This window comes from Mycolicibacter hiberniae (genome assembly GCF_010729485.1).
GTDB classification, from domain to species: Bacteria; Actinomycetota; Actinomycetes; order Mycobacteriales; family Mycobacteriaceae; genus Mycobacterium; species Mycobacterium hiberniae.
The window spans coordinates 4,330,867-4,353,195 of the sequence record NZ_AP022609.1; the positions used below are offsets into that span (position 1 = coordinate 4,330,867).

Here is a 22,329-nt window from a genome sequence, read left to right on the forward strand (position 1 = left end):
CATAATGTATGTTGCCGATATGGCTGACGACGAAGTTCGGGCATACGGTTCGATCGCTCCGCTGAAGGTGGGCCTGCTCAACGACTATCCGACGCGCGGCGATACCGACGACGACACCTTCGCCGCCCTGTCGCTGGTGATGGAGGAGGCGCACGCGACAGGCCTGATCGATCGCCCGGTCGAGATCGTCCGGCGCGACGTGGTGGGGCTGCCCAACGGAACTTACCGCGTTGTCGAGCAGGCCTTCGATGAGCTTGTCGCCGACGGTTGTCTTGCCATCTTCGGGCCTTGGGTGTCGGATAACGTGGTTCCGCTTCGTCCCCATGTCGACGCAACGGCGCGTACCCCGATCATCACGCTGTCCGGCTCGGAAGGCGCGCTCGGCAAGTGGTGTTTCGCGCTGAACAACGGCTCGATGGCAGAGGAGCCGGTGATGCTGGCAGCGGTGATGATCGGAGACGGCCGCTCGCGGATCGCCATCGCCTATGAATCCTCGCTGATCGGAAAGGAGTACCTCGCAGCCTCCGAGAAGGCTTACAGCGCAGCCGGTCTCACGATCACCACGACCGTGGCGATTCCGCAGGTGGAGGCCGAGAAGGGGGCTGCGGTCGAGCGGTTGCGTGCCACGGACCCCGACGCGCTGGTGCATGTGGGTTTCGGCCACGGGCTCTGGGGTTTCTCCGACGCACTGTTGAGCGCCGGCTGGGATCCGCCGCGCTACACGACCACCGCCTTCGAGATGGCGCATATCAACGCCGAATGGATGCAGCAGCTGCGTGGCTGGATCGGTCTGGACAGCTACGACGAGCGCAATACGGTCGGCCAGCGGTTTCTGGACAGGTTCGAGGCCAAATTTGGTCGCCGACCGGGACATTCGATGCCGGGGTTGGCGCATGACGCGGCGACGGTGATAGCTCGCGGCCTGTCGGCGGCTCGCCCGCTGACCGGCGAGGGCGTGCGAACCGGCATCGAGCAGGTGAAGCTGATTCCGGCGGCCAGTGGCGCGCCGGGGACCTTCTTGCGCTTCGGTCGGTATATCCGCCAGGGCTGGCTTGGTTCGGACTATCTGGTGGCACGCCGAGTGGTGCCCGACGGCAGCGCGCACGTCTTTCACGCCGTACCCAGCGAGAACATCGCCCGCGCGGTGGGCGCCGGCTCAACCTAACCGGATGGCTCCGAACACCGGCGCGGTCACGACACCCGGGGGGTGGGCGAGCACGTAGGGGATGGCGCGTACGGCGCTCATCGCGATCATGAGATGCCCGGGCATCGTGGTCGCCGGGCCGGGTCGGCTCGGCGGTTGATGCGGCGGTTGCCCGGCCCCGACGTCGAGTTGCAGCGAGAAGCTGGGATCTCCGCTGACCTCCGCCCGGATCAGCGGAGCCTTCTCGCCCGGTTTCAGCGGACTCAAGCCCCATTGCGGCAGATCCCGCGTCAGCACCCATTCCTCGTGGATGGCCAGCAGCGCCCGGCCCGACCAATGTCCGACCCAGGAAAAGCGCTGTCCGACAACGGTCCCTGCTTCGATGGTCCCGGCCTTGACCTCGATGTCATGCGGCAGTGTCGCGGCGTCGACTGACACGTCGATCCTGTCGAGCTCGATGCCCAGGACATCCGCGGTGGCATTCAGTGCCTGCCGGTAAGCGAGGTCGAGTTTGCCGATGATGGGCGAGTCGATGCTGACGTCGGCGGGGGGACGTCCCATGCCCATCAGGTCGATCAGCATCGGGCGACTGTCCACGCCGGAGACGTCGGTGGCTTCGTAGAGGTCGATTCTGTCGACGGTCTTGCTCAGCCCGGTCAGGGTTGCCACGAGCCGTTCGAACATGAAACCGGGATTCTCGCCGGCGGCGTGGAAACGGGTCCCGCCGGTGCGGCAGGCTGCGACGAAAGCGGCCTCGGTCTCCGCCCCGTAGGTGGGCAGGTGGTTATACGACGTGGTGGTGATGACGTTGATTCCCGCGGCCAGCAGCCGGCAGATGTCCTCGGCGTTGGTCTCCACCGCGTGGGCCTTGCTGGCGGTATGTATCACCACGTCGGGGCGCAGCGCCGTGATCCGATCCTTGTCGCGGGTGGCGGGGACGCCCGTCGACGGCGGCAGACCGCAGAGTTCGCCTGCGTCCGCACCATCCTTTGCCGGGTCGTAGACCAACACGCCGGCCAGTTGCAGCCGGGGATTCTCGATGATCTCCCGCAATGCCGCACGACCGACTGCCCCGGTCGCCCACTGAACAACTCGCGGTGTCAATCGATCACTCCTGGTTGTGCATTCGAGATCCGCCGATGCCTGGTGGCGATCAACATACATCATGTAGTTTGGCAACCGACAGTATGAATGTTGACCCTGTTGCAGCAACGGTGGGGAGTCGTCACGTGGTCCAGCGGGCAACGGTGGAGGAACTTGAACAGGGTGTGCGCGACGCGCAGCGCAGATTCAACGAAGGAATGGGAGCAGACGGTGACGCGTCGCCCTACCCCCTTCTCACGACGTTGCGAGCACAGGCAGCGGTGCATCCCGGCTGGCCCGAGATGGGCATGGCCGGTAAGGACACCGACGGTCCGCAGACCTTCACGGCCTACTCCTTCGATGCGGTGAAAGCGGTCTTCACTGACAATCTGACCTTCAGCACGCGTTGCTATGAGAACGTGGTGCGGCCGCTGCAGGGGCCGACGATCCTGGAAATGCAGGAGCCCGAACACGCGACCTACCGCAAGCTGCACGAGTTCGCCTTCGCGAGGTCGTCGATGAAGAGATGGGACAGCGAGCTCGTCGGGCCGCTGGTCGACCGCACCATCGCCGCGTTCAAGGCCGACGGACAGGCCGACCTCGTCGACGCCGTCTTTTCGCCGATCCCGGTACGGGTGATCGCGGCACTGCTGGGGCTTCCCGAATCCGACGTGCTGTGGTTTCACCGGCTGGCGATCGACATTCTGGGTTTCCGCGGCGATATGAACACCGCCATGAACGCCTCGGCGGAGCTGCGGGAGTACTTCGTGGGCATTCTCGCCGACAAGCGGCGCAAGCCGGGCGACGACATGGTCTCGATCCTGGCCGCTGCGGAAGTCAACGGCGTCACCATGTCCGATGAGCAGATCTATGGGTTCATGCGGAATCTGCTGCCGGCCGGGGCTGAGACCACGTCCCGGTCCACCGCCTCCCTGGCGCTGGCACTGCTGACGCATCCCGATCAGTTCGAGGCGGTGCGTGCGGATCGGGGCCTGCTTCCCCAGGCCATCGAGGAGGGGATTCGCTGGGAGACGCCGTTGCTGAACTTCATGCGGGAAGTCGCCCGCGACACCGAGCTGGCCGGGGTCCGCATTCCGCAGGGGTCGACGATGATGCTCAGTCTCGGCAGTGCCAACCACGACGAGACGCGGTGGGATGAACCGGAGGCGTTCAACATCTTCCGGGAACGCAAGTCGCACCTCGGTTTCGCCCACGGTGCACACGTGTGCCTGGGCATGCATCTGGCCCGGTTGGAAACCACCAAGATCTTCAACGCCCTCTTCGACGAACTGCCCGGGTTGCGGCTGGATCCGGGAGCGCCGGCGCCTTACATCTCGGGCACCATGTTCCGCTCGCCACCCCGGCTCGACGTCATCTGGAATTGAGGGAGTCGCGTATGGCACGGGTGATCCAGTGGGCGACCGGCGTGACCGGCATGATGGCGTTACGTCACGTTGTCCAACGGCCGGACTTGGAGCTGGTGGGGGTCCGCGTCTACGACCCGGCCAAATCCGGTGTTGACGCCGGCGAACTGTGCGGGCTACCGCTGGCCGGGGTCACTGCCACCGACGACCGGGACGCGGTCATCAATGCCGACGCCGACATCGTGCTCTACATGGGAAAAGTCGAAACTGACACCCCGGGTTGCTTCCGCGACGTCTGTGACCTGCTCGCTTCCGGCAAGAACGTGATCGCCACGGGCAGTAGATTCATCCACCCGCGCTCGCTGGATGCCGGCCTGGCGGACGGTATCGAGTCCGCTTGCCGCGCCGGCTCCTCGTCGTTCCTCGGGCTGGGACTGTATCCCGGGTTCATCGGCGAATCGCTGACGCCGATCCTGGCGAGGCTGAGTGCGCGCACCACCCACATCGGGGTGCGTGAGGTCTTGAACTACTCGACCTATGCCAGCCATGACCTGATCTTCAACGCCATGGGTTTCGGTCACCATCCGGAGGACACGACGCCGTTGCTGTCGAACCCGGAGTACGCCGCGAGCGCCTGGATCGGCAGCGCGACCGTGCTGACCCAGGCCTTGGGGCTTGAGATCAAGGGGTTCAAGGGATATCGGGAGGTCATTACCACGCCTCGGGCGCTGACCGTGGCCGCCGGCCACATTCCGGAGGGCACCGTGGCAGCGATGCGCTTCGGGGTGAACGTCGATTGCGGCGAACTGACCCTGTCTGTCGAACACCTGACCCGGATGGCCGATGATTTGGCGCCGGACTGGCCGGCTGACATCGGCTACGAGGTGACCTTTACCGGAGAACCCGACATGCGACTGCACTTTGTGGTCGGCTCCGAGGGACAGGACCATGCCGAGCAGGGCTGCCTGGCGACCGCCATGCACGCCATCAACACGATCCCGGCGGTGCTCGCCGCGGAGCCCGGGCTTTACGACCTGTCGACCATCACGCGGCATTCCCGCACCGGCGGTTGAGGCGCACTGATAATGTCAGTTCTCGTTGAACGTAAAGAACTACTCTCGCAGGTGTGAGGTCGAAGGGATGTCGCTGATGGAGGACGCGCTGGGGTATGCAGGACAGTCCGTTGTCGTAACCGGTGCGGCATCGGGCATGGGGGAGGCCACCGCGCGCATCCTCTCCGATCTCGGCGCCGAAGTCACCGCGCTGGACATCAAGCCCACCAGCGTCAAGGTTGCCCGCTCTCTCACGATCGACCTTCGCGACCGGGCGAGCATCGAAGATGCCGCAGCATCCATCGATGGCCCCATCGACGGTCTGTTCAGCTGCGCCGGGCTGCCTGGCCCGCCGTTCAGCGAATGGGACACCATCATGGTCAATTTCGTCGGGGCACGGCATCTAGCCGAACAGTTGGTGCCCAAGATGTCGCAGGGATCGGCGATCAGTGTGATCTCCTCATCTGCCGCGATCGGATGGCAGAACCACATCAAGACCATCACCGGGTTACTCGAGACCGACGGGTTCGATGCCGCCGTGGAGTGGTTGAGCGCGAATGAGAGTAAATGGTCGTGGAGCGGTTACGCCTATTCCAAGTACGTCATCGATGCGTGGGTGGGCTGGTGGTACCCGGAGCTCGGACGAAAGGGCATCCGCATCAACTGCATCAACCCCGGCCCCACCGAGACTGCGATGATGCCGGTGTTTCAGGACTCTTTCGGTAAGAAGACGCTCGACGACGCTATCGGGCCGGTCGGGCGTTACGCCCGGGCCGAGGAACAGGCCTGGCCGTTGGTGTGCCTCGGCAGCCGCAGACTCAGCTACGTCGGCGGTACCGTGCTGTGGACCGACGGAGGATGGAACGGCGCGGTCACGATGGACCGCCACAGTGCCGAATGGACGGACACCGCCGCCGATCAGATGGCCAAAAAGAGCTGAGGCGGGCGCCCTCAGATGAAATCCGATCCGCCGTCGACATTGACCGTCGCGCCCGTCACGTAGCCGTTCCGGCGAGACGCGAGATAGGCCGTCACCGACGCGATCTCCTCGGGGCTGCCGGCACGTCCCAGATCGCAGGGGTGTCCGTAGGTCTGCTCGACCCAGCGCATGACGTCGTATGGGTCTGAGGAGTCGAAGCCGGCAGCGCCCAGCACGTTGCGCAGCTGCTCGGTGAAGCTCGCCGTCACGATGGTGCCCGGACACACGCAGTTGACCAGGATGCCCTCCGGTCCAAGGCTCTTCGAGAGGTTCTTGGTAACGCTCGACAGGGCCGCTTTGGTGGCCGTATAGGCCACCAAAGCGGGACTCTGCCGCTGGATGGAGTGGGCCGACAGCGTGACGATGCGGCCCCACTCGGCGGCACGCAACAACGGCAATGCGGCGCGGACCGACCGGACGGCCGACATCGTTCCCAAGTCGAAGGCCGCATGCCAGGCATCATCATCGAGCTCATCGAACGCGCCGGCATCAGGACCGATGGTGTGTACCAGGACGTTGAGCGCTCCCCACGCCTCTCGAACCGAGTCGAAGCCCGCCGCTATGGCTTCGGCATCGGACATGTCGACGCTGATCGGCAGGACTTCCGGCGCGCCGGCGGCCCGGATGCGTTCGGCCGCCGCGTTCAAACCGTCGCGCCCGCGTGCCATGACGGCCACCGAGGCGCCTTCGGCTGCCAGGACCTCGGCAATCGCCAGGCCCATGCCCTTGCTGCCGCCGGTGACCACCGCCGTCGACCCTGTAAAGCCGAGATCCATAACTGCACTCCCTAATTCGGTCTTGGCATCCGCGGCGCGAGGTGGACGATCTCGGTGACCACCGAGGGATTCGCCCGAGCTACCGCGATCAGCGACAGCATCGCATTGGCGACATCGGCCACCGCGGACATCCGGGCGGGAATCTGGCCTTCTTGCGCCCAGGCGCCGTAGAGGTCTGCCAGCATGTCGCGGTCGGCCCCGCGCAGAATCTCGGTGCCCTCGGTGGGACCCACGCTGACCCGGATGACAGGTAGCTCCGGGTGCTCGGCACGCCAGGAGCGCAGAATCTCGTCCAGGGCGGCCTTGCTGGCATGGTAGGCCGACACCCCGGCTCGTGGGCGGCCCACCTCGTGGCTGGATGCGATCAGTGCGACGGCGTCGTCGCTGAGATGCGGCAGGGCCGACCGCAGCAGGTGCGATGCACCGACTGCATTGACGGCGTACGCGTGCATCCAGGTGGTGACATCGGTGTCGTCGATCAGTGCGAACGGCACTACGGCACTGGTGAAGACCACCGCGTCGATGCGGCCGAACGCGGTGGCCACCTGGTCGACCACGCGCTCGATGTCGCGGGGGTTGGATACGTCGAGCTCGTGTGCGGTCCCGTCCAACTCGCGGGCGAGTTCACCGAGCACCTCGACCCGCCGGGCGGCCAAGGCCACCGTCGCGCCCCGCAGGTGGGCCGCGCGGGCAAGTGCCCGCCCGATCCCCGATGACGCTCCGACGATCAACATGCGGATGCCGGCGATGTTGGAATGGGGATCGCTCATGTGCGTCCTTCTCTGCTCGCGACGTGGTCGATGAGGTTCGCCGGTTCTTCAGGCGATGTCATGGGCTTGGATCTGCCTTGCGTGCCAGCATTTCCCGGATCTGTGTGGCCAGCTCCTGTCGCTTCACCTTGCCGCTCGCGGTGAACGGCAGCTGGTGCTTCTCGGTGACCCAGACGAATCTGGGTACCTTGTAAGCGGACAGCCGGGTACGCAGGTCTGCGCGTAGCGTCTCGGAGTCGAGCGCGGCCCCGTCGCGTGGCACCACGGCCGCGGTCACGATGACTCCCTGGTCCTCGTCTTCGACACCGACCACGTAAGCCTCAAGTACACCCGCGCAGTCTCCCAACGCGAGCTCCACTTCCGAGGGGGTGACGTTCGTGCCCCCGCCGGTCTTGATGAGTTCGCCGAGGCGGCCCGAAAACGTGATCCACCCGTCGGGAAAACGGACTCCGCAGTCGCCGGTTCGGTAGTAGCCGTCGGGGGTGAAGACCTCATCACGTTCCCTTTTGTGCAGGCGTTGCATGAGCGAACGTCCCCGTACCCAGATCTCCCCGGCGACGCCGAACGGCTGCTGCGCACCCGTTTCCGGGTCGACGATGATGTGCTCCAGGCCGTCGAGTGTCCACCCACCCGTACCGGTGCGCTCGGGGGGCTGCGGGCTGTAGGAGTCCACACCGATGTGGCTACCGCACAACTCGGTCATGCCCAGTGCGTTCGGACCTGGCGGCCGTCGCTCCGGTGGCACCATGGCCGGCATGCTCGTGCGGATCACCGAACTGATGTCCCGGTTGTTGAAATCGGGATGCGTGGCCATGCTCGTGCCCTGCTGAGGCCACCCCAGGGTGATCGTCGCCCGGTGATGCTCTATCAGCTCCAGGGCCTCGCCGGGGTCGAACGCCGGTTGGGTCACCAGGGTCGCGCCGTGATGGATCACCGCGTTCAGCCCGATGATCAACCCCCCGATCCAGAAGAACGGCATCGAGGTGAACATCACGGCGTCGGTGGTCACACCGTAGGAGAAGGTCAGGTTGTAGGAGTGGCGTACCACCACGCCCTGGGTGTGCACGGGAGCTTTGGGCTCACCGGTGCTGCCCGAGGTGTAGATGATCAAGGCCTCATCGGCAGGGGTCACGCAGGACTCGACTGCTGTCAGCAGTTCGGCGTCGACATCGCCGCAGTCGTCCTCGGAAAGGCTCGTCGCCCAGGGTCTGTCGGCCTCGTGCCAGATCGCCACCGTGCGTAGGTACGGAGCCGACAGCACCTGGATCCGGCCCGGTGTCTGCACCCGGGACAGTCCCGGTAGCGCCTCTTCGAGGAGCCGACAGAAATTCTGCTTACGAAAAGACGGCCAAGCAACGATGGTGCGCAGATCGGCATGGCGGATGGTCCAGGACAGTTCCGACGCCTTATAGAACGTGTTCAACGGTACGGCGACGGCGCCGATCCGGGTGACCGCGAACCAGGTGATCGCCCATTCCACACTGTTGGGCATCAGCAATCCGACGTGGTCGCCTTTGCCCACCCCCATCGACAGCAGGCGCAGCGCCAGGCGCGCGGACCGCCGCTCAAGGTCGTCGTAGCTCAGCACGTCCCCGTCGGCGATCAGGAAAGGCTTGTCCCCGAACCTGGCGGCCGCGGATCGCACCATGGCGGGAACGACCGGGGTGATCGAAGGGAACGGCATGAGCGCCAACAATACCGAAAATGAGAATGAATACTCTCAATCCAGTCATTCCCTGTCTGCCGGTGACCGTCGCCGGACCGCTGCACGGCGACCGGCTCGACGGTACGCACGGAGGTGGCGTGGTCTTCGCGGTGCTTTGATTAGTGAGCTGATCGGATCGTCCGTCGGGTATCGTTCTCAAAATCAAGAATTCGCGTTTCCATAGCTGCACCGCCGCCCTTGCGCCGGCAAAGCCGCACGAACAGTGGAGGGTTTGATGTCTCCCGACAAGGTGCTCAAGGGAGTACGGGTACTAGAAGTTGCGGCCTGGACCTTCGTCCCGTCCGCCGGTGCGGTGCTCGCGGAATGGGGCGCCGAGGTCATCAAGGTAGAACCCCGCGACGGCGGTGACCCCCAGCGCGGCCTGGTGACCATGGGCATCGTCGATGAGGGCGGGGGTTCGGTCAACTACATGATCGAGATTCCCAACCGTGGCAAGAAGTCCATCGGCGTCGATTTGGCCACGCCGGCTGGACGGCAGGTGGTTCACGAACTCGCCCGGACCTGCGATGTCTTTCTGACCAGCTACCTGCCGCAACGCCGCAAGAAGTTCGGGATCGACGTCGAGGACATCCGGGCCGTCAACCCCGGGATCGTCTACGTCCGGGGTTCGGGGCATGGACCCAAGGGGCCGGATGCCGACAAGCCCGGCTATGACGGTGTTTCCTACTGGGCGCGCGGCGGTATTGCGGCCATGCTGACCGAGGGGGCCGACGAGCTGGTGCGATCGCGCCCTGCCTTCGGCGACCTGCTGGGCGGCATGGCCATCGCTGGCGGTGTGGCCGCCGCGCTCTATAAGAAGGCCACCACCGGTGAAGGGTCCGTCGTCGATGTCTCCCTGCTGGGCCTTGCCGCATGGAACCTCAGCCCGGATGTCGCGGTCGGCCAGCTTCACGGCGGCACCTCGATCCCCAACTACAGTCATGCCGATGCGCCGAATCCCCTGGTGGGCACCTACCGCACCAAGGATGGCCGGTATGTGCAGCTGATGATGCTGCAACTCGACAAGTACTACGCGGAGGCCATGCGTGCGGTGGGTCTTGGGGAGTTGGTCGACGATCCGCGATTCCGCGATCCCGCTTCGCGATATGCGAACCGGGTGGAGCTGATTGCGCTGCTGGATCAGGCATTCGCCGAACGCACACTGGCCGAATGGCGCGACACGCTGGCGGTGCTGTCGGGTGCGTGGGGCATCGTGCAGACGCCCGGCGAGCTCTACGAAGACCCTGCGGTGACCGCCAACGGATACGTCGCGCAGACCACCACGATGAGTGGGGTCGGCTACGCGCTGCCCACCAACCCCGTTCAGTTCGACGAACAACCGGTGGTTCCAACGGGCGCTCCGGAACACGGCCAGCACACCGAAGAGGTTTTGATGGACGCCGGAATGACGTGGGAGACCATCGAGAAGTACAAGGAAAGCGGTGCCATCCTGTGAAACCCGTCGAGTTCGACCCGTTCTCCGAAGAGTTCTTCAACGGCGCGTATGACACCTACCGCCGGCTGCGGGATGAGGCACCGGTCTACTACAACGCCGAATGGGATTTCTGGGCGCTGTCGCGGTATGAGGACGTTGCGGCCGCATCGAGAGACCACGAGACGTATTCGTCGGCCAAGGGGGTGACGCTCGACATGGCCAAGGCGCATGATGACGCCATCCCGGTGCCGAGGGTCATCATCTCCATGGACCCGCCCGATCATACGAAAATGCGCAAGCTGGTCAGCAATGCGTTCACCCCGCGCGCCATTGCGTCGTTAGAGGACATGGTGCGGGAGAAGATCTACGAGCGCATCGAACAGGTGGATGCGGACTCGTTCGACGTCGTAGCCGACTTCTCGACCCTGTTTCCCAACGATGTCATCACCACCATGCTGGGAGTGCCCAAAGAGGATCGTACGCAGATCCGCGAGTGGCTGGATCTGCTGGTGGAGCGACGAGTAGGTGAAATCGCCGTCCCCCCCGAAGGTTTCGAGGCGTCGGTGAAGACGTGGATCTACTACCTCAAACTGATCCAAAGCCGCAGGGCGCAGCCCCACGACGATATGATCAGCCGCCTGATCGAGACCGAGATCGAGACCGAGGACGGTTCGCGGGAGCGTCTCACCGACGTCGATATCGCCGGGTTCGCAACGATGTTGGGTGGAGCGGGCGCCGAGACCGTGACCAAGCTGGTGGGAAACGCGATGGTGGCCTTCGCCGATTTCCCGGAGCAGTGGCAGGAGTTGCAGAACGACCGCAGCAAGATCCCGGCAGCGATCGAGGAGTTGCTGCGCTATGAACCCCCGTCGCAGTATCAGGTCAGGACCACCACCCGTGAGGTCACGCTGTACGGTCAGACCATTCCAGCCGACAGCACCATGGTACTGATCACGGGAGCGGCAACTCGAGATGAGCGGAAGTTTCCCGACCCGGACCGGCTCGACATCGACCGGGAGCGCATGATGGGATTCAATCTGTCGTTCGGCTACGGCGTGCACAGCTGTCTGGGCGCAGCCCTGGCTCGAATGGAGAGCCGTATCGCGCTGAACGCACTGCTGGACCTTTTGCCCGCCTACGAAGTGGACCGCCCCGGCCTTCGGCGTGTTGCCATGTCGAATGTCAGCGGGTGGTCCAATGTGCCGGTGCGGCGCACCGGTTGAGACCGGCGGCTACCGGCGTGACCCGGCGGCGAGTCCTTGAACGATAAACGGACGGACGAACTCGGCGACGGCGGTGTCATCTCGCAGATCGACTCGCAGTGAGGGAGTGGTGAACAACGAGAACAACATCCGCGCGAGCCATTCACCGGCCGCCGCGACGTCAAGGTCCTTGCGTACCTCACCGGTGTGCCGCGCTGCCGACAGATAGGGAGCGATGAACTCGGCGCATTCCTGCAGCAGCTTGGCAGCGTTCTTGGTCAGCATGAGGTCGACTTCTTCTTGGTCGAAGTACACCTCGGGCTCGACGGCCCGACGGCCCTGGCAGACGAAAACGGCCGCCCGGACCAGCTTGCCTTCCAGGGTGCTGCCGCCGTGACGGTCGATCGCCGTGGCCATGTTGCGGTAGAACCGTTGCGACGCCGCTTCGGCACAGGCCGCGACGACGGACTGCTTGTCTTTGAAGTATTCGTAGAAAGTGCTGCGGGAGATGTCGGCGCCCCGTGCGATGTCGACGATGGTCGTCTTCGCCAGCCCGCGGGTGCGGAAGCAGGCGAAGGCCGCCCAAATGATGGCGGTTCTGGTGTCTGCGGCCGCCGCTTGCGTCATCTGGGGAAGTTTAGTGGTCCGCCGCCAGGATCAGGCCGCTGGTGGGGACGCCGGTGCCCGAGGTGACCAAGACGTGTTCGACATCGTCGACCTGGTTGTAGGAGGTTCCGCGGAGCTGCCGGACGCCCTCGGTGATGCCGTTCATTCCGTGGATGTAGGCCTCACCGAGCAGGCCGCCGTTGGTGTTGATGGGCAGGCGCCCCCCGATCGAGAGTTCGTCGACGTCGACGAAGTCCTTCGCCTCACCCCGGCCGCAGAAGCCGAGTTCCTCCAGCTGGGTGAAGACAAACGGCGTGAAATGGTCGTAGAGGAATGCTGTGGAGATGTCCTCGGGTTTGAGTCCGGAGTTGGCCCACAGTCTGCGGCCCACGACGCCCATCTCGGGCAGGCCGGTGATGTCGTCGCGGTAGTAGCTTGTCATCACCTCGCCGTCGTAGGCGGCGCCCTGGGCGGCCGCGGTGATGACCGCCGGCGGGTGGGGCAGGTCGCGTGCACGCTCCACGCTGGTCACCACCATCGCCACCCCGCCGTCGCTCTCCTGGCAGCAGTCGAGCAGTCGAACCACCGGCTCGATGATCCAGCGGGACTGCTGGTGCTCCTCGATGGTGATCGGTTTGCCGTAGAACCAGGCATCCGGGTTGTTTGCCGCGTGCTTGCGGTCGATCACCGAAATCTTGCCGAAGTCGGCATTGGTCACGCCGTAGGTCGACATGTATCGCTGGGCGTGCAGAGATACCCAGGCAGCCGGCGTCATGAAGCCGAACGGGGCGTAGGGCGCCATCCACAGCGGGGTGACACCGGGTTGTCTTCCGGCACCGCCGAATCGGAAGCCGGAGCGTTCGTTGAAGGCGCGGTAGCACACCACCGCTTCGGCCGCCCCCGTCGCGACGGCCATCGCGGCCTGCATCACGGTGCCCGCGGCCGCACCGCCGCCGTGCGGGACCCGGGTGAAGAACGTCAGGTTCTCGATGCCGACGTTACGGGCGACTTCGATCTCCTCGTTCTCGTCGACGGTGAAGGTCACCATGCCGTCGATGTCGGACGGGCGCAGCCCGGCATCGGCGATCGCGGCCTTGACCGCTTCGCAGGCCAGTTGCATCTCGGTACGGCCGGACTCCTTGGAGAATTCGGTCTGACCGATACCTGCCAGGGCCGCCTTTCCGCCGATTCCGCTCATTCGCCCACACCCGTGAGCAGGCTGAGCACAGCGGTACCGGAGACGTGATCGCCCAGACGGTTGGTCCCCTTGAGCGACACCTCGATCAGGCCTTCGCCGTCGCCGGCAGACTTGCCGGTGACCGTCCCGGTGAAATGCAAGGTGTCGTTGGGAAACGTGGGTACGCCGAGGCGAATCGACAACTTCTTGACCATCGCCTCGGGGCCGGCCCAGTCGTGCAGGAACTTCACGCACAACCCGTTGGTGGTGAGGATATTCAGAAAGATGTCCGGGGAACCCTGGCGAGTGGCGAACTCGCGATCGTGATGCACCGGCATGTAGTCGCGCGAGGCGATCGCGCCCGCGACGATCAGCGTGGCGGTGACGGGCACGTCCAACGGGGTGATCTCGTCGCCGACGTGAATGGCATCGAACGCCAAGGTGGTGTGCCGGGTCGCAGTGGAGTTCATCAGTGTCCTTCCAGGTACGCGTTGCCGAGTCGGGCCAGTTGGTGGGAGGCGGAGCCCAGTGCGAGCTCGATGTGCTTAGCCCACAAGAAGTAGCGGGACAGCGGATAAGTGACGTCGATGCCCATACCGCCGTGTACCTGCTGGGCAGTGCCCAGCACGCGTGCGCCGGCTTCGGCCGCCCAGAACTTGGCGATCGACGCTTCCCGGTCGGCCGGGCGGCCCTCGGCGATCAGCCAGGCCGCGTGCCACGTGGTCCAGCGGATGGCCTCGGTGTCGATGAATGCGTCGGCCATGCGCTGCTGAACCGCCTGGAAGGAGCCGATGGGCCGGCCGAACTGCTCCCGCTGGCCGGTGTAGGTCGCTGCCAGTCGAAGAGCCCGTTCGCAGACACCGGTCTGTATCGCGGACATGGCGACCAGCGCCCGGGTGTACAGCGAAGTTACGAGGCTCGGGTCGGCCGATCCCAGACGCCGGCCGATCGCGCCCTCGAAGGACAGGTCGGCGTATGGCTCGCCGTGAGTGGTCTCCGCAGGCCTGACCTCGACAGCTGCCGCGTCTGACTCCACGATGAACAGGCCCGGCCCGTCATCGGCGACGGCCGACACGATGATCGCGTCGGCGAGTTGACCGGCCGGTACCAGGTCCTTGGAGCCGTCGATCCGCCAGGCGTCGCCGTCGCGCCGGGCTGTTGTCGAGCGCGGCTTGTCGGCAGCTGAATTGCCCGGTTCGGTCAGCGCCGCTGTGAGTATGGTCCGGCCGGCGACGACCTCGGGCAGATACTGCTGCTGGAGATCGGTGTCACCGTGGCGCGCTATGGTGTCGGCGCCCAAGGCGAGGGTGGAGTAGACGGGCACCGGCGCGACGCTTCTGCCGACCTCGGACAGCAGAATCCCCAGCTCGAGAAAGCTGCCGCCGCTGCCGCCGAAGGCTTCCGGCAGGCTGATGCCCAGCAGATCCGATGATGCCAGTTCGCTCCAGAGCGCGGGGTCGTAGCGGACCTCGCCGGATTCGACGTCGGTGAGCCGCTCCGGTGTGGCGTGGTGTTCGAAGAGTTGACGGGCCACCTTGGCGACGGACTCTTGATCGTCGGTGAAAGAGAAGTCCATGTGTGTGTCCAGCCTCGGGTCAGAGTGCCGGTCGGAATTGGTGCAGTACCAATTCGTCTCCGCTTGGCAGGGCTTCGAAGGTCTCGTAGAAGACCTGAACGGGCATGCCCACTGTGATGTCGCCGGGCTCGATGTCACACAGGTTCGAGACGATACGCACGCCCTCGTCCAATTCGATCAGGGCGACGACGTAGGGGTACTTCAGGAACGGCAAGGGCGGATACTGCGGCATCACAAAGCTGTAAACCGTTCCCCTGCCGGTGGATACCACGTAGTCCCAGTGCAATGACTGGCACTTGCCGCACATCGGGCGCGGCGGCACCCGAAGGGCTTTGCAGTCGGTGCACTGCTGTATCCGCAGCTCGTGATCCTTGAGGCCTTGCCAGAAGAACTCGGTGTCGGGGCTGATCGAGGGCGCAAGTCTGTGGGCCATGGTCAGCCGTCTTTCTTGAAGCGCAGCGTGCGGAACCGCTGGCGTCCGAGGACCTCGCCGCCTTGAGTCCGGTAAGTGGTGACCCAGGTGACGAAAAATCCGGTGCCCATCCCCGTCTTCTTCTCATCGGAGATGCTCTCGAACACCGTTTCGGCCGTAATGTCGTCACCGACGCGGGGGTAGCGTTCGATCTCGAATTCGGAGTTGGTGGCGACGATTCCGGTATAGCCGGCGTCGGCCAGGCATTGCAGTGGATTCTCGCCGATCTCGATCGGCACGCCCCCACGTTCGTGGATGCCCTCGAGCTTGGGTGGCGCCATGGTCCACGACTGCAGCATCACCGGAGGGGACACGATACCGCCGTAGCGCGAATTCGTCGCGAACTCCTCATCGAGGTACGCCGGGTTGAAGTCGCTCAATGCGTATGCCCAGTGCCGAATCATGGCCGCATTGACCGGATCCGGTGCCTGGACCGGTTGTCCCGAGCTGATCGGTTGCCCGACGAGTGCGTCAAGACGCTGGCGCAGGTCGTCTTTCGTCATTTCTGTCACGTCAAACCCTTCCTTCAGGAGGCTCGCGTATCGCGGGGAGCCCGGGGCATGAGCAAGCCCGCCATGGCGATGATGTCGCGCTGGATCTCGTTGGCGCCGCCACCGAACGTGTTGATGACCGCCAGGCGGTAGGCACTTTCCAGTTCGCCCTGCAGCGGAGCGGTGGAACCCTTGCGGAGGCCGGCTTGGCCGACGATGTCAAGCAGCTCGCGAGCGACCTGTTGTGTCAGTTCGGTTCCGAAGACTTTCGTGGCGGATGCCTCGCCCATGCCGAGCGCTCCGGTGCTCAGCGTGGTGTTCACCCGCAGGTTCATCAACCGATACGCCGCCACCTGCGCCTCGACCCGTGCCAAAGCCTGCCGGACCCAGGGCTGGTCGATCACCAGTCCGTCATCGAGCGGCGTCGACTCGGCCCAGCTGAGTGTCTTGCGGAACAGCGGTTCCAAAGCGCCGAGGTTCCCGAGTGCGGCCCTTTCCAGGTTCAGCTGGTTGGTGACGAGTTTCCAGCCCTCGTTCTCCCCGAGCACGATGGAATCCGCCGGTACCCGAACATCGTCATAGAAGGTGTAGTAGGTAGAGACCCCCGGCATGGTGTGCAGCGGTTTCCAGGAGAAACCGGGACTGTCGGTCGGGACGATGAACAGCGTAATGCCCTTGTGCTTCTTCGCGTCCGGATCGGTACGAGCCGCCAGCCAGATGTAGTCGGCGAACTCGGCACCGCTGGTGAACATCTTGGAGCCGTTGATCACGAACTCGTCGCCGTCGCGCACCGCGCTCGTCCGCAGGGAAGCCAGGTCGCTGCCGGCGCCGGGCTCGGAGTATCCGACTGCGAAATCGACTTCGCCCTTCAGGATCGCCGGCAGGAACCGGCTCTTCTGCTGCTCGGTTCCGAACTGAATCAGTGTCGGCCCCACAGTGTTCAGCGTGATCATCGGAAGCGGAGCATGGACCCGCCGAGCTTCCTCGTCGAAGATGTACTGCTCCAGAGCCGTCAGGCCGTGGCCGCCGTATTCGGTGGGCCAGGCCACGCCGAGCAGGCCGGCTTGCCCGAGCGCGCGGCGGCACTCGGTTACTGCCGGACCACCCTCCAGGCGTCCGGCCATGGCGGCCCGTCGTTCCGGGGTCATTACCGCTTCAAGGCGTGCTCGGTAGTCCCGGCGCAACTCTTCCTGCGCAGGCGTGTAGTCGAATTCCATCAGGATCCCGCGCTCATTCGAACCGGCATCCGCTTGACGCCCGGAACCATGGTGGCCCGCAGCCGAGTCACGTCGCCGGTCAGTTCAATCGTCGGATAGGCGCCCAGCAACACCTCGAACATCACCCTCGCTTCGAGGCGTGCCAATTGCGCTCCCAGGCATGCGTGTTCACCTGCACCGAAGGCGATGTGCGGGTTCGGCCGGCGGGTGATGTCGAAGGTCTCGCTGTCGGTGCCGAAGACCTCCTCGTCGCGGTTCGCCGACCCGTACAGCATGACCACGATGTCGCCGGCCGCGATCTGCTGTCCACGAATCTCGATGTCCTCGGTGGCCCGGCGCGCCATGTGGGTGACCGGGCTGGTGTACCTGAGCATCTCTTCGACGGCGTCCGGCAGCAACGAGGGGTCCCGTCGCAGCAGTGCGAACTGGTCCGGGTGGTCGATCAGGGCTTTGGTGCCCAGAGCGAGCAGGTTGCGGGTGGTTTCGTTACCGGCCACCAGCAGCAGGAACGAGAAATTGAGCAGGTCCTCGTCGGACAACCGCTCACCGTCGACCTCGGCCGCGGCGAGGATCGAGAGCAGATCCTCTCCGCTGACCTCTCCGCTGCGGCGATCCGCGATCAGCTTGGTGAAGTAGTTGAACAGCTCGGCCAGTGCCTGCAGGGAATCCATTTCGATGTCCGGGTCTGCGGTCCCGACGGCGGCATCCGACCACGTGCGAAATTGCTCCCAGTCCTCCGGTGGCGCCCCGAGCATCTCGGCGATCATCCGGGTCGGTAACGGTGCGGCGATCTCTTCGGCGAACTCGTACTCGCGGGTGGAATCGATACCGTCGACGATGCCCTTGACGAGGCTGCGGATCTTCGGCTCGAGCAGCGTGACCTGCCTGCGGGTGAAGCCGGCGTTGATGAGATTGCGGAGCTGGCGGTGCCGCGGCGGGTCGGTGAAGATCAGGTTGCCCTCCTGAACCGGCTCCGGCTGTTCGGGGTCGGGGATGGTGATGCCCTTGGTCGAGGTGAACAGGCCCGGATTCCCGGAGACGAAGCGCACGTCTTCGTACTTGCACAGCGCCCAGAAGTCGGTGACGTCGTTCCACACCACCGGCGTGCCGGCGCGAAGTTCACGGTAGGCGGGATAGGGGTCGCCGGCGTAGAAGTCCGGCGAATGCAGGGGATGGGTGGTGGTGGGGCGACTGGCGTGCTTCGTGGCCAATTCAGGTGCCCTTCCTTGACATAAAGCAGGCGGACAGTCATCCTTCAACTGTCGGGTTACGGGTCAGTCTTACCAGTAGGACTGCCGCCGCGTCAATCGGCAAAATAGCTTGTAGTAAGCCATTATCCAGGCCGATTGGAGCCGAGGGGCGTCGTGCAAAGAATGGGCAAATGTCGGATTCGTATCGACATATGCCCGCTGAATGTCTAGAGGGGCTGGGTGGTGGGATGGCCGATTCGCAGGCGCTGATCGACGGGCACTACATCGACGGGCACTACATCGACGGGCAGTGGGTCGATCCCGATATCGGCCGCTATGACGTCATCAACCCGGCGACCGAGCAGGTGGTGGCTTCAGCGCCGAACGCGAGCGTCGACCTCGTCGCGAAGGCCGTCGGAGCGGCGCGCAGCGCGTTCGACTCCGGCGTATGGTCGCAGGCCGCACCCGCCGAGCGAGCTGACTGCATCCAGCAGCTCAGTACGGCGCTGCTGGCCCACGCTGACGAGATCTATGCGTTGGCGCAGGCCGAATGGGGCTGCACGGCAAACGAACGACTCATCCATGTCGAAGGTCCCGCTGTCATGGTGGGCAATGCCGCAACGTTGGCACGCGAGCCGGCAGAGGCACCGCTTGAGGCCTGGGGCGCTTCCGGAAAGACCCTGCTGCGGTACGAGCCCCTGGGAGTCGTATCGATTCTGACGCCGTGGAACTTCCCGCACACGCTCAACGCGATGAAGGTGGGCGCTGCGCTGGCGGCCGGGAATACGATCGTGCTCAAACCGTCGCCGCTGACGCCGCTGGCCGCGTTGACGCTGGCGCGGCTGATCGACGAAGAGACCGATATCCCGCCCGGTGTGGTCAACGTTGTGACCCCGGACAGCGTCGAGGCGAGCGCGGCGCTGACCCAGGACCCCCGTGTCGACCTGGTCAGTTTCACCGGAAGCTCCGCGGTGGGACGCGCGGTGATGGCTGCCGCCGCGCCGACGATGAAACGCGTGCTGCTGGAATGCGGCGGCAAGTCGGCCGCCATTCTCACCGACGATGTCGAGGTCACCGACGAATTATTGGAACGACTGCTCTTCGACTGCTGCACCCTGCATGCCGGCCAGGCCTGCATCCTCAACAGCCGGTTGCTGCTTCCCGCGTCCCTGCACGACGATGTCCTCGGTCGGCTGGCTGAACTGGCGCGCGGCGTCGTGGTCGGGGATCCGACCGATGCCGGTGTCACCATGGGTCCGCTGATCAGCGCCCAACACCGGGACCGGGTGGCGGGGTTCGTCGCCCGAGCAGAATCCGATGGCGCGACCGTGGTCACCGGTGGCCGTCGCCCGAAGGAACTGTCTGCCGGTTTCTACTTCGAACCGACCATCCTCGCCGATGCGACGGCTGCTTCCCACATCGCCCAGGAGGAGGTTTTCGGACCGGTGCTGACGGTCCTGCGTTACCGCGACGACGACGAGGCTGTCGCCATTGCCAACAATTCGCAGTACGGACTCGGCGGGGCGGTATGGGCAGCCGACGTGGAGCGGGCCGTCGATATCGCGCGCCGCCTCAGGACGGGGCAGGTGTCGATAAACGGCACGATTGCCGGTGACGCGCCGTTCGGTGGATTCGGACAGAGCGGGATCGGTCGCGAAGGCGGTGTCCTGGGACTTCGTTCTTATATGGAGCCGAAAGTGATCGGTAGACCCGCATGACCGGGGCGCTGTCAGGACTGCGAGTCGTCGAGATCGGCGGGCAGATCGCGGGTCCCTACTGCACCAAGCTGCTGGCCGATCTCGGCGCTGAGGTCCACAAGATCGAGCCGCCGACCGGAGACCCCCTGCGGACCTGGGGTACCGGCGGTGGGTTGTTCGCGTATCTGAATGCCGGCAAGCACAGTACGACTGTGCGTCCGGAGGATTCGGCGGATCTCGAGGCGGCCCAAGCGCTGATTGCCGGCGCTGATGTGTTGGTCGAGAGCCTGGCGCCCGGAACCCTCGACGCATGGGGTCTGGGCGGCGCGGTCCTGCAACGCCTGAATCCAGGTCTGGTGGTCGTGCGCATCTCGGGATTCGGACAGCAGGGGCCACTGCGCGGTCGGGTGACGACGCCGCTGACCATGCAGGCATCCGCGGGGTGGGTCACCGACAGGCAGCCCGGGCGACCGCCGGTGCAGGCCGGCATTCGTATCCCGGAATACATCGCGGGGAGCTACGCGGCGATGGCAGCGCTGACGGCCGTTCGCATCGCGGCGGGCGGTGTCGACCACCCCGTCGAGGTCGACGTGTCGATGTTCGAATGTCTGCTCTCGACGCTGCCCTACCCCATGTTGTTGGCCGAGCGTCTCATGAAGATCGGGCTACCCGGGAACGCCAAAGGCGCACCGATGCTGGGCATCGTGAAGGCCGCCGACGGTTGGGTCGGCATCAACTGTCTGACCGGGCAGCACTGGCTTGATGTGTGTGCCATGGTCGGGCTGCCGGAGTTCGCCGAACACCAGATCGCCATCATGGTCGGTGGACCCGAGCGAGCAGAGTTCTTCGCCAAGGTGCAACCGTGGCTTGACGCCATGACGGTCGCCGACATCGTCGAGTTGAGCCAGGCGATGCGCATTCCGGCGGCGCCCATCACCGACGGCGCAACGATTGTCAGCTGCCCGCAGTATTCCGAGCGGGGATTCTTCATCGCGGGAAGCGGTCTCGGCAGCACCTTTACCCGCCCCGGAGCGCCCTTCCGGTTGTCCAAGACCCCGGCCCAAAGGCCGGGGGAGGTGCCGGTACCGTCGCCGACCCCCACGGGGTGGTCGTCCACCGCCGGTGCGGGATTCGCGCCGGCAGCGCAGGCCGCGCAACCGTTTCAGGGGCTGAAGGTCTTCGATCTCAGTACCTTCTGGGCTGGTGCCTACCTCACCTGCTACCTGGGTGCGTTCGGTGCCGATGTCGTCAAGGTCGAGTCGATCCAGCGGCCCGACGGGCACCGTTATTCGGGCTCGTTGCTCCGCGACGGCGACGACTGGTACGAGCGCGGCCCGCTCTGGCAGGGTACGAACCTCAACAAGCGGGACATCACTCTGGACCTCTCGTCGGAGGCGGGACGCGAACTCGCGCTGCGGATGGCCGCCGAGGCTGACGTGGTGGTGGAGAACTACTCGCCGCGTGTCGTCGAGCAGTTCGGTCTGGACTACGACTCCCTGGCGGAGGCGAACCCCGGGGTGATCATGGTGCGGATGCCCGGTTTCGGACTGGCCGGGCCGTGGCGCGACTACGTCGGTTGGGCATTGAACATCGAACAACTGTCCGGGATGTCGGCGTCGACCGGATACCCGGATGGTCCGCCGTGCAACCTGCAGGGCCCGGCCGATCCGATCGCAGGCGTCCACGCCGCGGTGGCGCTGCAGGCGGCGCTCGAACACCGGAATCGGACCGGTGAGGGCCAACTCATCGAGGTGGCGCAGATCGAGGTCGGCGCCGCGGTGGCCGCCGAGCCCGTCATCGAGTACTCCCTGACCGGTCAGCTTCCCGAACGTGAGGGCAATCGTCACCGCGAGTACGTTCAGGGCGTCTATCCGACGGCGGGCGCCGATGACTGGATCGCGCTTTCGATACGCGATGACACGGATTGGGCCGCGTTCGCCGAGGCCGCCGGGCAACCTGCCCTCGTCGACGATGCGCGGTTCGCCACAGCTCAGGCGCGGCGGACGAACCATGACGCGTTCGATGCCGTTGTGGCGGAGTGGACCGGTGGGTGTGACGCGGCGGCAGCGGTGGCGGAACTGAGCAGCCGCGGGGTGCCCGCCGAACGGGTGCTGACACCCGAGCGCATGTATGACGTCGAGCAGCTGGATGCCCGGGGGTTCTACCAGGAGCTGCGCCATCCGATCACAGGCGACCATCGCTATCCCGGTTGGCCCTTCCAGATGTCGCCGGGGCCTCGCCGGCACCACCGCTCGGCACCGCCCACCCTCGGCCAGCACAATGCCGAGGTGCTGTCGGAGCTGGGCCTGACCGCGGAGCAGATCGATGCGCTGCGCGCCGGCGAGGTGATCGGGGAGCGCCTTCGGGAACGATAGCGCCGCCGGCCGGGAGCG

At 65.3% G+C, this 22,329-nt stretch carries 20 protein-coding genes; 8 read left to right on the forward strand and 12 right to left on the reverse strand.

All coding sequences use genetic code 11. The features are described from left to right. Positions 1-19: 19 nt before the first annotated feature. On the forward strand, positions 20-1,165 hold the full coding sequence (locus tag G6N14_RS20180) for an ABC transporter substrate-binding protein (protein WP_085136562.1): 1,146 nt from the start codon (positions 20-22) through the stop codon (positions 1,163-1,165). Here G6N14_RS20180 and G6N14_RS20185 read toward each other — a convergent pair. After that, positions 1,157-2,248, reverse strand: a complete 1,092-nt coding sequence (locus tag G6N14_RS20185) for an NAD(P)H-dependent amine dehydrogenase family protein (RefSeq protein WP_234808977.1) — start codon at positions 2,246-2,248, stop codon at positions 1,157-1,159. The genes G6N14_RS20180 and G6N14_RS20185 overlap by 9 nt on opposite strands. A 197-nt stretch (positions 2,249-2,445) precedes the next feature. On the opposite strand from G6N14_RS20185, the gene G6N14_RS20190 reads away from it, so the two are divergent. From G6N14_RS20190 to G6N14_RS20200, 3 genes are all read left to right on the forward strand, one after another. Beyond that, positions 2,446-3,612: a cytochrome P450 gene (locus tag G6N14_RS20190; RefSeq protein ID WP_234808996.1), complete on the forward strand. Its 1,167-nt coding sequence runs from the start codon at positions 2,446-2,448 to the stop codon at positions 3,610-3,612. 11 nt (positions 3,613-3,623) lie between these two features. Next, the gene (locus tag G6N14_RS20195) at positions 3,624-4,664 is read left to right on the forward strand and encodes an NAD(P)H-dependent amine dehydrogenase family protein (protein WP_085136565.1); all 1,041 of its coding nucleotides are present in this window, start codon (positions 3,624-3,626) and stop codon (positions 4,662-4,664) included. Positions 4,665-4,731: 67 nt separating this feature from the next. Next, positions 4,732-5,583, forward strand: a complete 852-nt coding sequence (locus G6N14_RS20200) for an SDR family oxidoreductase (protein WP_234808978.1) — start codon at positions 4,732-4,734, stop codon at positions 5,581-5,583. Positions 5,584-5,594: 11 nt separating this feature from the next. On the opposite strand, the gene G6N14_RS20205 is transcribed toward G6N14_RS20200, so the two are convergent. From G6N14_RS20205 to G6N14_RS20215, 3 genes are read right to left on the reverse strand one after another with little or no spacing between them, the layout of a single operon-like run. Beyond that, entirely contained in the window at positions 5,595-6,398 is an 804-nt protein-coding gene (locus G6N14_RS20205) for an SDR family NAD(P)-dependent oxidoreductase (protein ID WP_085136566.1), read from the reverse strand. 11 nt (positions 6,399-6,409) lie between these two features. After that, the gene (locus tag G6N14_RS20210; protein ID WP_085136567.1) at positions 6,410-7,168 is read right to left on the reverse strand and encodes an SDR family oxidoreductase; all 759 of its coding nucleotides are present in this window, start codon (positions 7,166-7,168) and stop codon (positions 6,410-6,412) included. A 58-nt stretch (positions 7,169-7,226) separates the two neighbouring features. Further along, positions 7,227-8,852: a class I adenylate-forming enzyme family protein gene (locus tag G6N14_RS20215; RefSeq protein ID WP_085136568.1), complete on the reverse strand. Its 1,626-nt coding sequence runs from the start codon at positions 8,850-8,852 to the stop codon at positions 7,227-7,229. 256 nt (positions 8,853-9,108) lie between these two features. On the opposite strand from G6N14_RS20215, the gene G6N14_RS20220 reads away from it, so the two are divergent. Further along, a complete protein-coding gene (locus tag G6N14_RS20220; RefSeq protein WP_275986586.1) occupies positions 9,109-10,329 on the forward strand; it encodes a CaiB/BaiF CoA transferase family protein in 1,221 nt (406 codons plus the stop codon). After that, positions 10,326-11,531, forward strand: coding sequence for a cytochrome P450 (locus tag G6N14_RS20225; protein WP_085136570.1), 1,206 nt, complete (start codon positions 10,326-10,328; stop codon positions 11,529-11,531). The genes G6N14_RS20220 and G6N14_RS20225 overlap by 4 nt, the downstream gene beginning before the upstream one ends. Positions 11,532-11,540: 9 nt before the next feature. Here G6N14_RS20225 and G6N14_RS20230 read toward each other — a convergent pair whose 3' ends face one another. The 8 genes from G6N14_RS20230 to G6N14_RS20265 are packed head-to-tail and all read right to left on the reverse strand — an operon-like array spanning position 11,541 to position 18,218. After that, positions 11,541-12,137: a TetR/AcrR family transcriptional regulator gene (locus G6N14_RS20230; protein ID WP_085136571.1), complete on the reverse strand. Its 597-nt coding sequence runs from the start codon at positions 12,135-12,137 to the stop codon at positions 11,541-11,543. A gap of 10 nt (positions 12,138-12,147) precedes the next feature. Further along, positions 12,148-13,314 carry a lipid-transfer protein gene (locus tag G6N14_RS20235; protein ID WP_085136572.1) on the reverse strand — a complete coding sequence of 389 codons (1,167 nt, stop codon included), beginning with the start codon at positions 13,312-13,314 and terminating at the stop codon, positions 12,148-12,150. Further along, positions 13,311-13,763, reverse strand: a complete 453-nt coding sequence (locus tag G6N14_RS20240) for a MaoC family dehydratase (protein WP_085136573.1) — start codon at positions 13,761-13,763, stop codon at positions 13,311-13,313. The genes G6N14_RS20235 and G6N14_RS20240 overlap by 4 nt, the downstream gene beginning before the upstream one ends. Further along, positions 13,763-14,869, reverse strand: a complete 1,107-nt coding sequence (locus G6N14_RS20245) for an acyl-CoA dehydrogenase family protein (RefSeq protein ID WP_085136574.1) — start codon at positions 14,867-14,869, stop codon at positions 13,763-13,765. Before G6N14_RS20245 ends, G6N14_RS20240 begins: the two co-directional genes overlap by 1 nt. A gap of 19 nt (positions 14,870-14,888) precedes the next feature. After that, positions 14,889-15,302 (reverse strand): Zn-ribbon domain-containing OB-fold protein, encoded by a 414-nt coding sequence (locus G6N14_RS20250; RefSeq protein WP_085136575.1) that lies wholly within the window; start codon positions 15,300-15,302, stop codon positions 14,889-14,891. Positions 15,303-15,304: 2 nt separating this feature from the next. Further along, entirely contained in the window at positions 15,305-15,853 is a 549-nt protein-coding gene (locus tag G6N14_RS20255) for a MaoC family dehydratase (protein WP_085136576.1), read from the reverse strand. 14 nt (positions 15,854-15,867) lie between these two features. Next, the gene (locus G6N14_RS20260; protein ID WP_085136577.1) at positions 15,868-17,049 is read right to left on the reverse strand and encodes an acyl-CoA dehydrogenase family protein; all 1,182 of its coding nucleotides are present in this window, start codon (positions 17,047-17,049) and stop codon (positions 15,868-15,870) included. Continuing rightward, entirely contained in the window at positions 17,049-18,218 is a 1,170-nt protein-coding gene (locus tag G6N14_RS20265; protein WP_085136756.1) for a cytochrome P450, read from the reverse strand. The genes G6N14_RS20260 and G6N14_RS20265 overlap by 1 nt, the downstream gene beginning before the upstream one ends. A 269-nt stretch (positions 18,219-18,487) precedes the next feature. On the opposite strand from G6N14_RS20265, the gene G6N14_RS20270 reads away from it, so the two are divergent. Both G6N14_RS20270 and G6N14_RS20275 read left to right on the forward strand, forming a co-directional pair. Next, positions 18,488-19,957 (forward strand): aldehyde dehydrogenase family protein, encoded by a 1,470-nt coding sequence (locus G6N14_RS20270; RefSeq protein WP_085136578.1) that lies wholly within the window; start codon positions 18,488-18,490, stop codon positions 19,955-19,957. Continuing rightward, complete coding sequence (locus tag G6N14_RS20275) at positions 19,954-22,311, forward strand: CaiB/BaiF CoA transferase family protein (protein WP_085136579.1); 2,358 nt, start codon at positions 19,954-19,956, stop codon at positions 22,309-22,311. Before G6N14_RS20270 ends, G6N14_RS20275 begins: the two co-directional genes overlap by 4 nt. Positions 22,312-22,329 lie beyond the last annotated feature (18 nt).

Excerpts from the sequence above, each read along its gene's own strand:
- G6N14_RS20230 (WP_085136571.1), bottom strand. The coding sequence starts at position 12,137 with ATGACGCAAGCGGCGGCCGCAGACACCAGAACCGCCATCATTTGGGCG.
- G6N14_RS20250 (WP_085136575.1), bottom strand. The coding sequence starts at position 15,302 with ATGGCCCACAGACTTGCGCCCTCGATCAGCCCCGACACCGAGTTCTTC.
- G6N14_RS20270 (WP_085136578.1), top strand. The coding sequence starts at position 18,488 with ATGGCCGATTCGCAGGCGCTGATCGACGGGCACTACATCGACGGGCAC.
- G6N14_RS20215 (WP_085136568.1), bottom strand. The coding sequence starts at position 8,852 with ATGCCGTTCCCTTCGATCACCCCGGTCGTTCCCGCCATGGTGCGATCC.
- G6N14_RS20200 (WP_234808978.1), top strand. The coding sequence starts at position 4,732 with ATGTCGCTGATGGAGGACGCGCTGGGGTATGCAGGACAGTCCGTTGTC.
- G6N14_RS20220 (WP_275986586.1), top strand. The coding sequence starts at position 9,109 with ATGTCTCCCGACAAGGTGCTCAAGGGAGTACGGGTACTAGAAGTTGCG.
- G6N14_RS20235 (WP_085136572.1), bottom strand. The coding sequence starts at position 13,314 with ATGAGCGGAATCGGCGGAAAGGCGGCCCTGGCAGGTATCGGTCAGACC.
- G6N14_RS20275 (WP_085136579.1), top strand. The coding sequence starts at position 19,954 with ATGACCGGGGCGCTGTCAGGACTGCGAGTCGTCGAGATCGGCGGGCAG.
- G6N14_RS20195 (WP_085136565.1), top strand. The coding sequence starts at position 3,624 with ATGGCACGGGTGATCCAGTGGGCGACCGGCGTGACCGGCATGATGGCG.
- G6N14_RS20205 (WP_085136566.1), bottom strand. The coding sequence starts at position 6,398 with ATGGATCTCGGCTTTACAGGGTCGACGGCGGTGGTCACCGGCGGCAGC.
- G6N14_RS20180 (WP_085136562.1), top strand. The coding sequence starts at position 20 with ATGGCTGACGACGAAGTTCGGGCATACGGTTCGATCGCTCCGCTGAAG.
- G6N14_RS20260 (WP_085136577.1), bottom strand. The coding sequence starts at position 17,049 with ATGGAATTCGACTACACGCCTGCGCAGGAAGAGTTGCGCCGGGACTAC.
- G6N14_RS20245 (WP_085136574.1), bottom strand. The coding sequence starts at position 14,869 with ATGGACTTCTCTTTCACCGACGATCAAGAGTCCGTCGCCAAGGTGGCC.
- G6N14_RS20240 (WP_085136573.1), bottom strand. The coding sequence starts at position 13,763 with ATGAACTCCACTGCGACCCGGCACACCACCTTGGCGTTCGATGCCATT.
- G6N14_RS20190 (WP_234808996.1), top strand. The coding sequence starts at position 2,446 with ATGGGAGCAGACGGTGACGCGTCGCCCTACCCCCTTCTCACGACGTTG.
- G6N14_RS20210 (WP_085136567.1), bottom strand. The coding sequence starts at position 7,168 with ATGAGCGATCCCCATTCCAACATCGCCGGCATCCGCATGTTGATCGTC.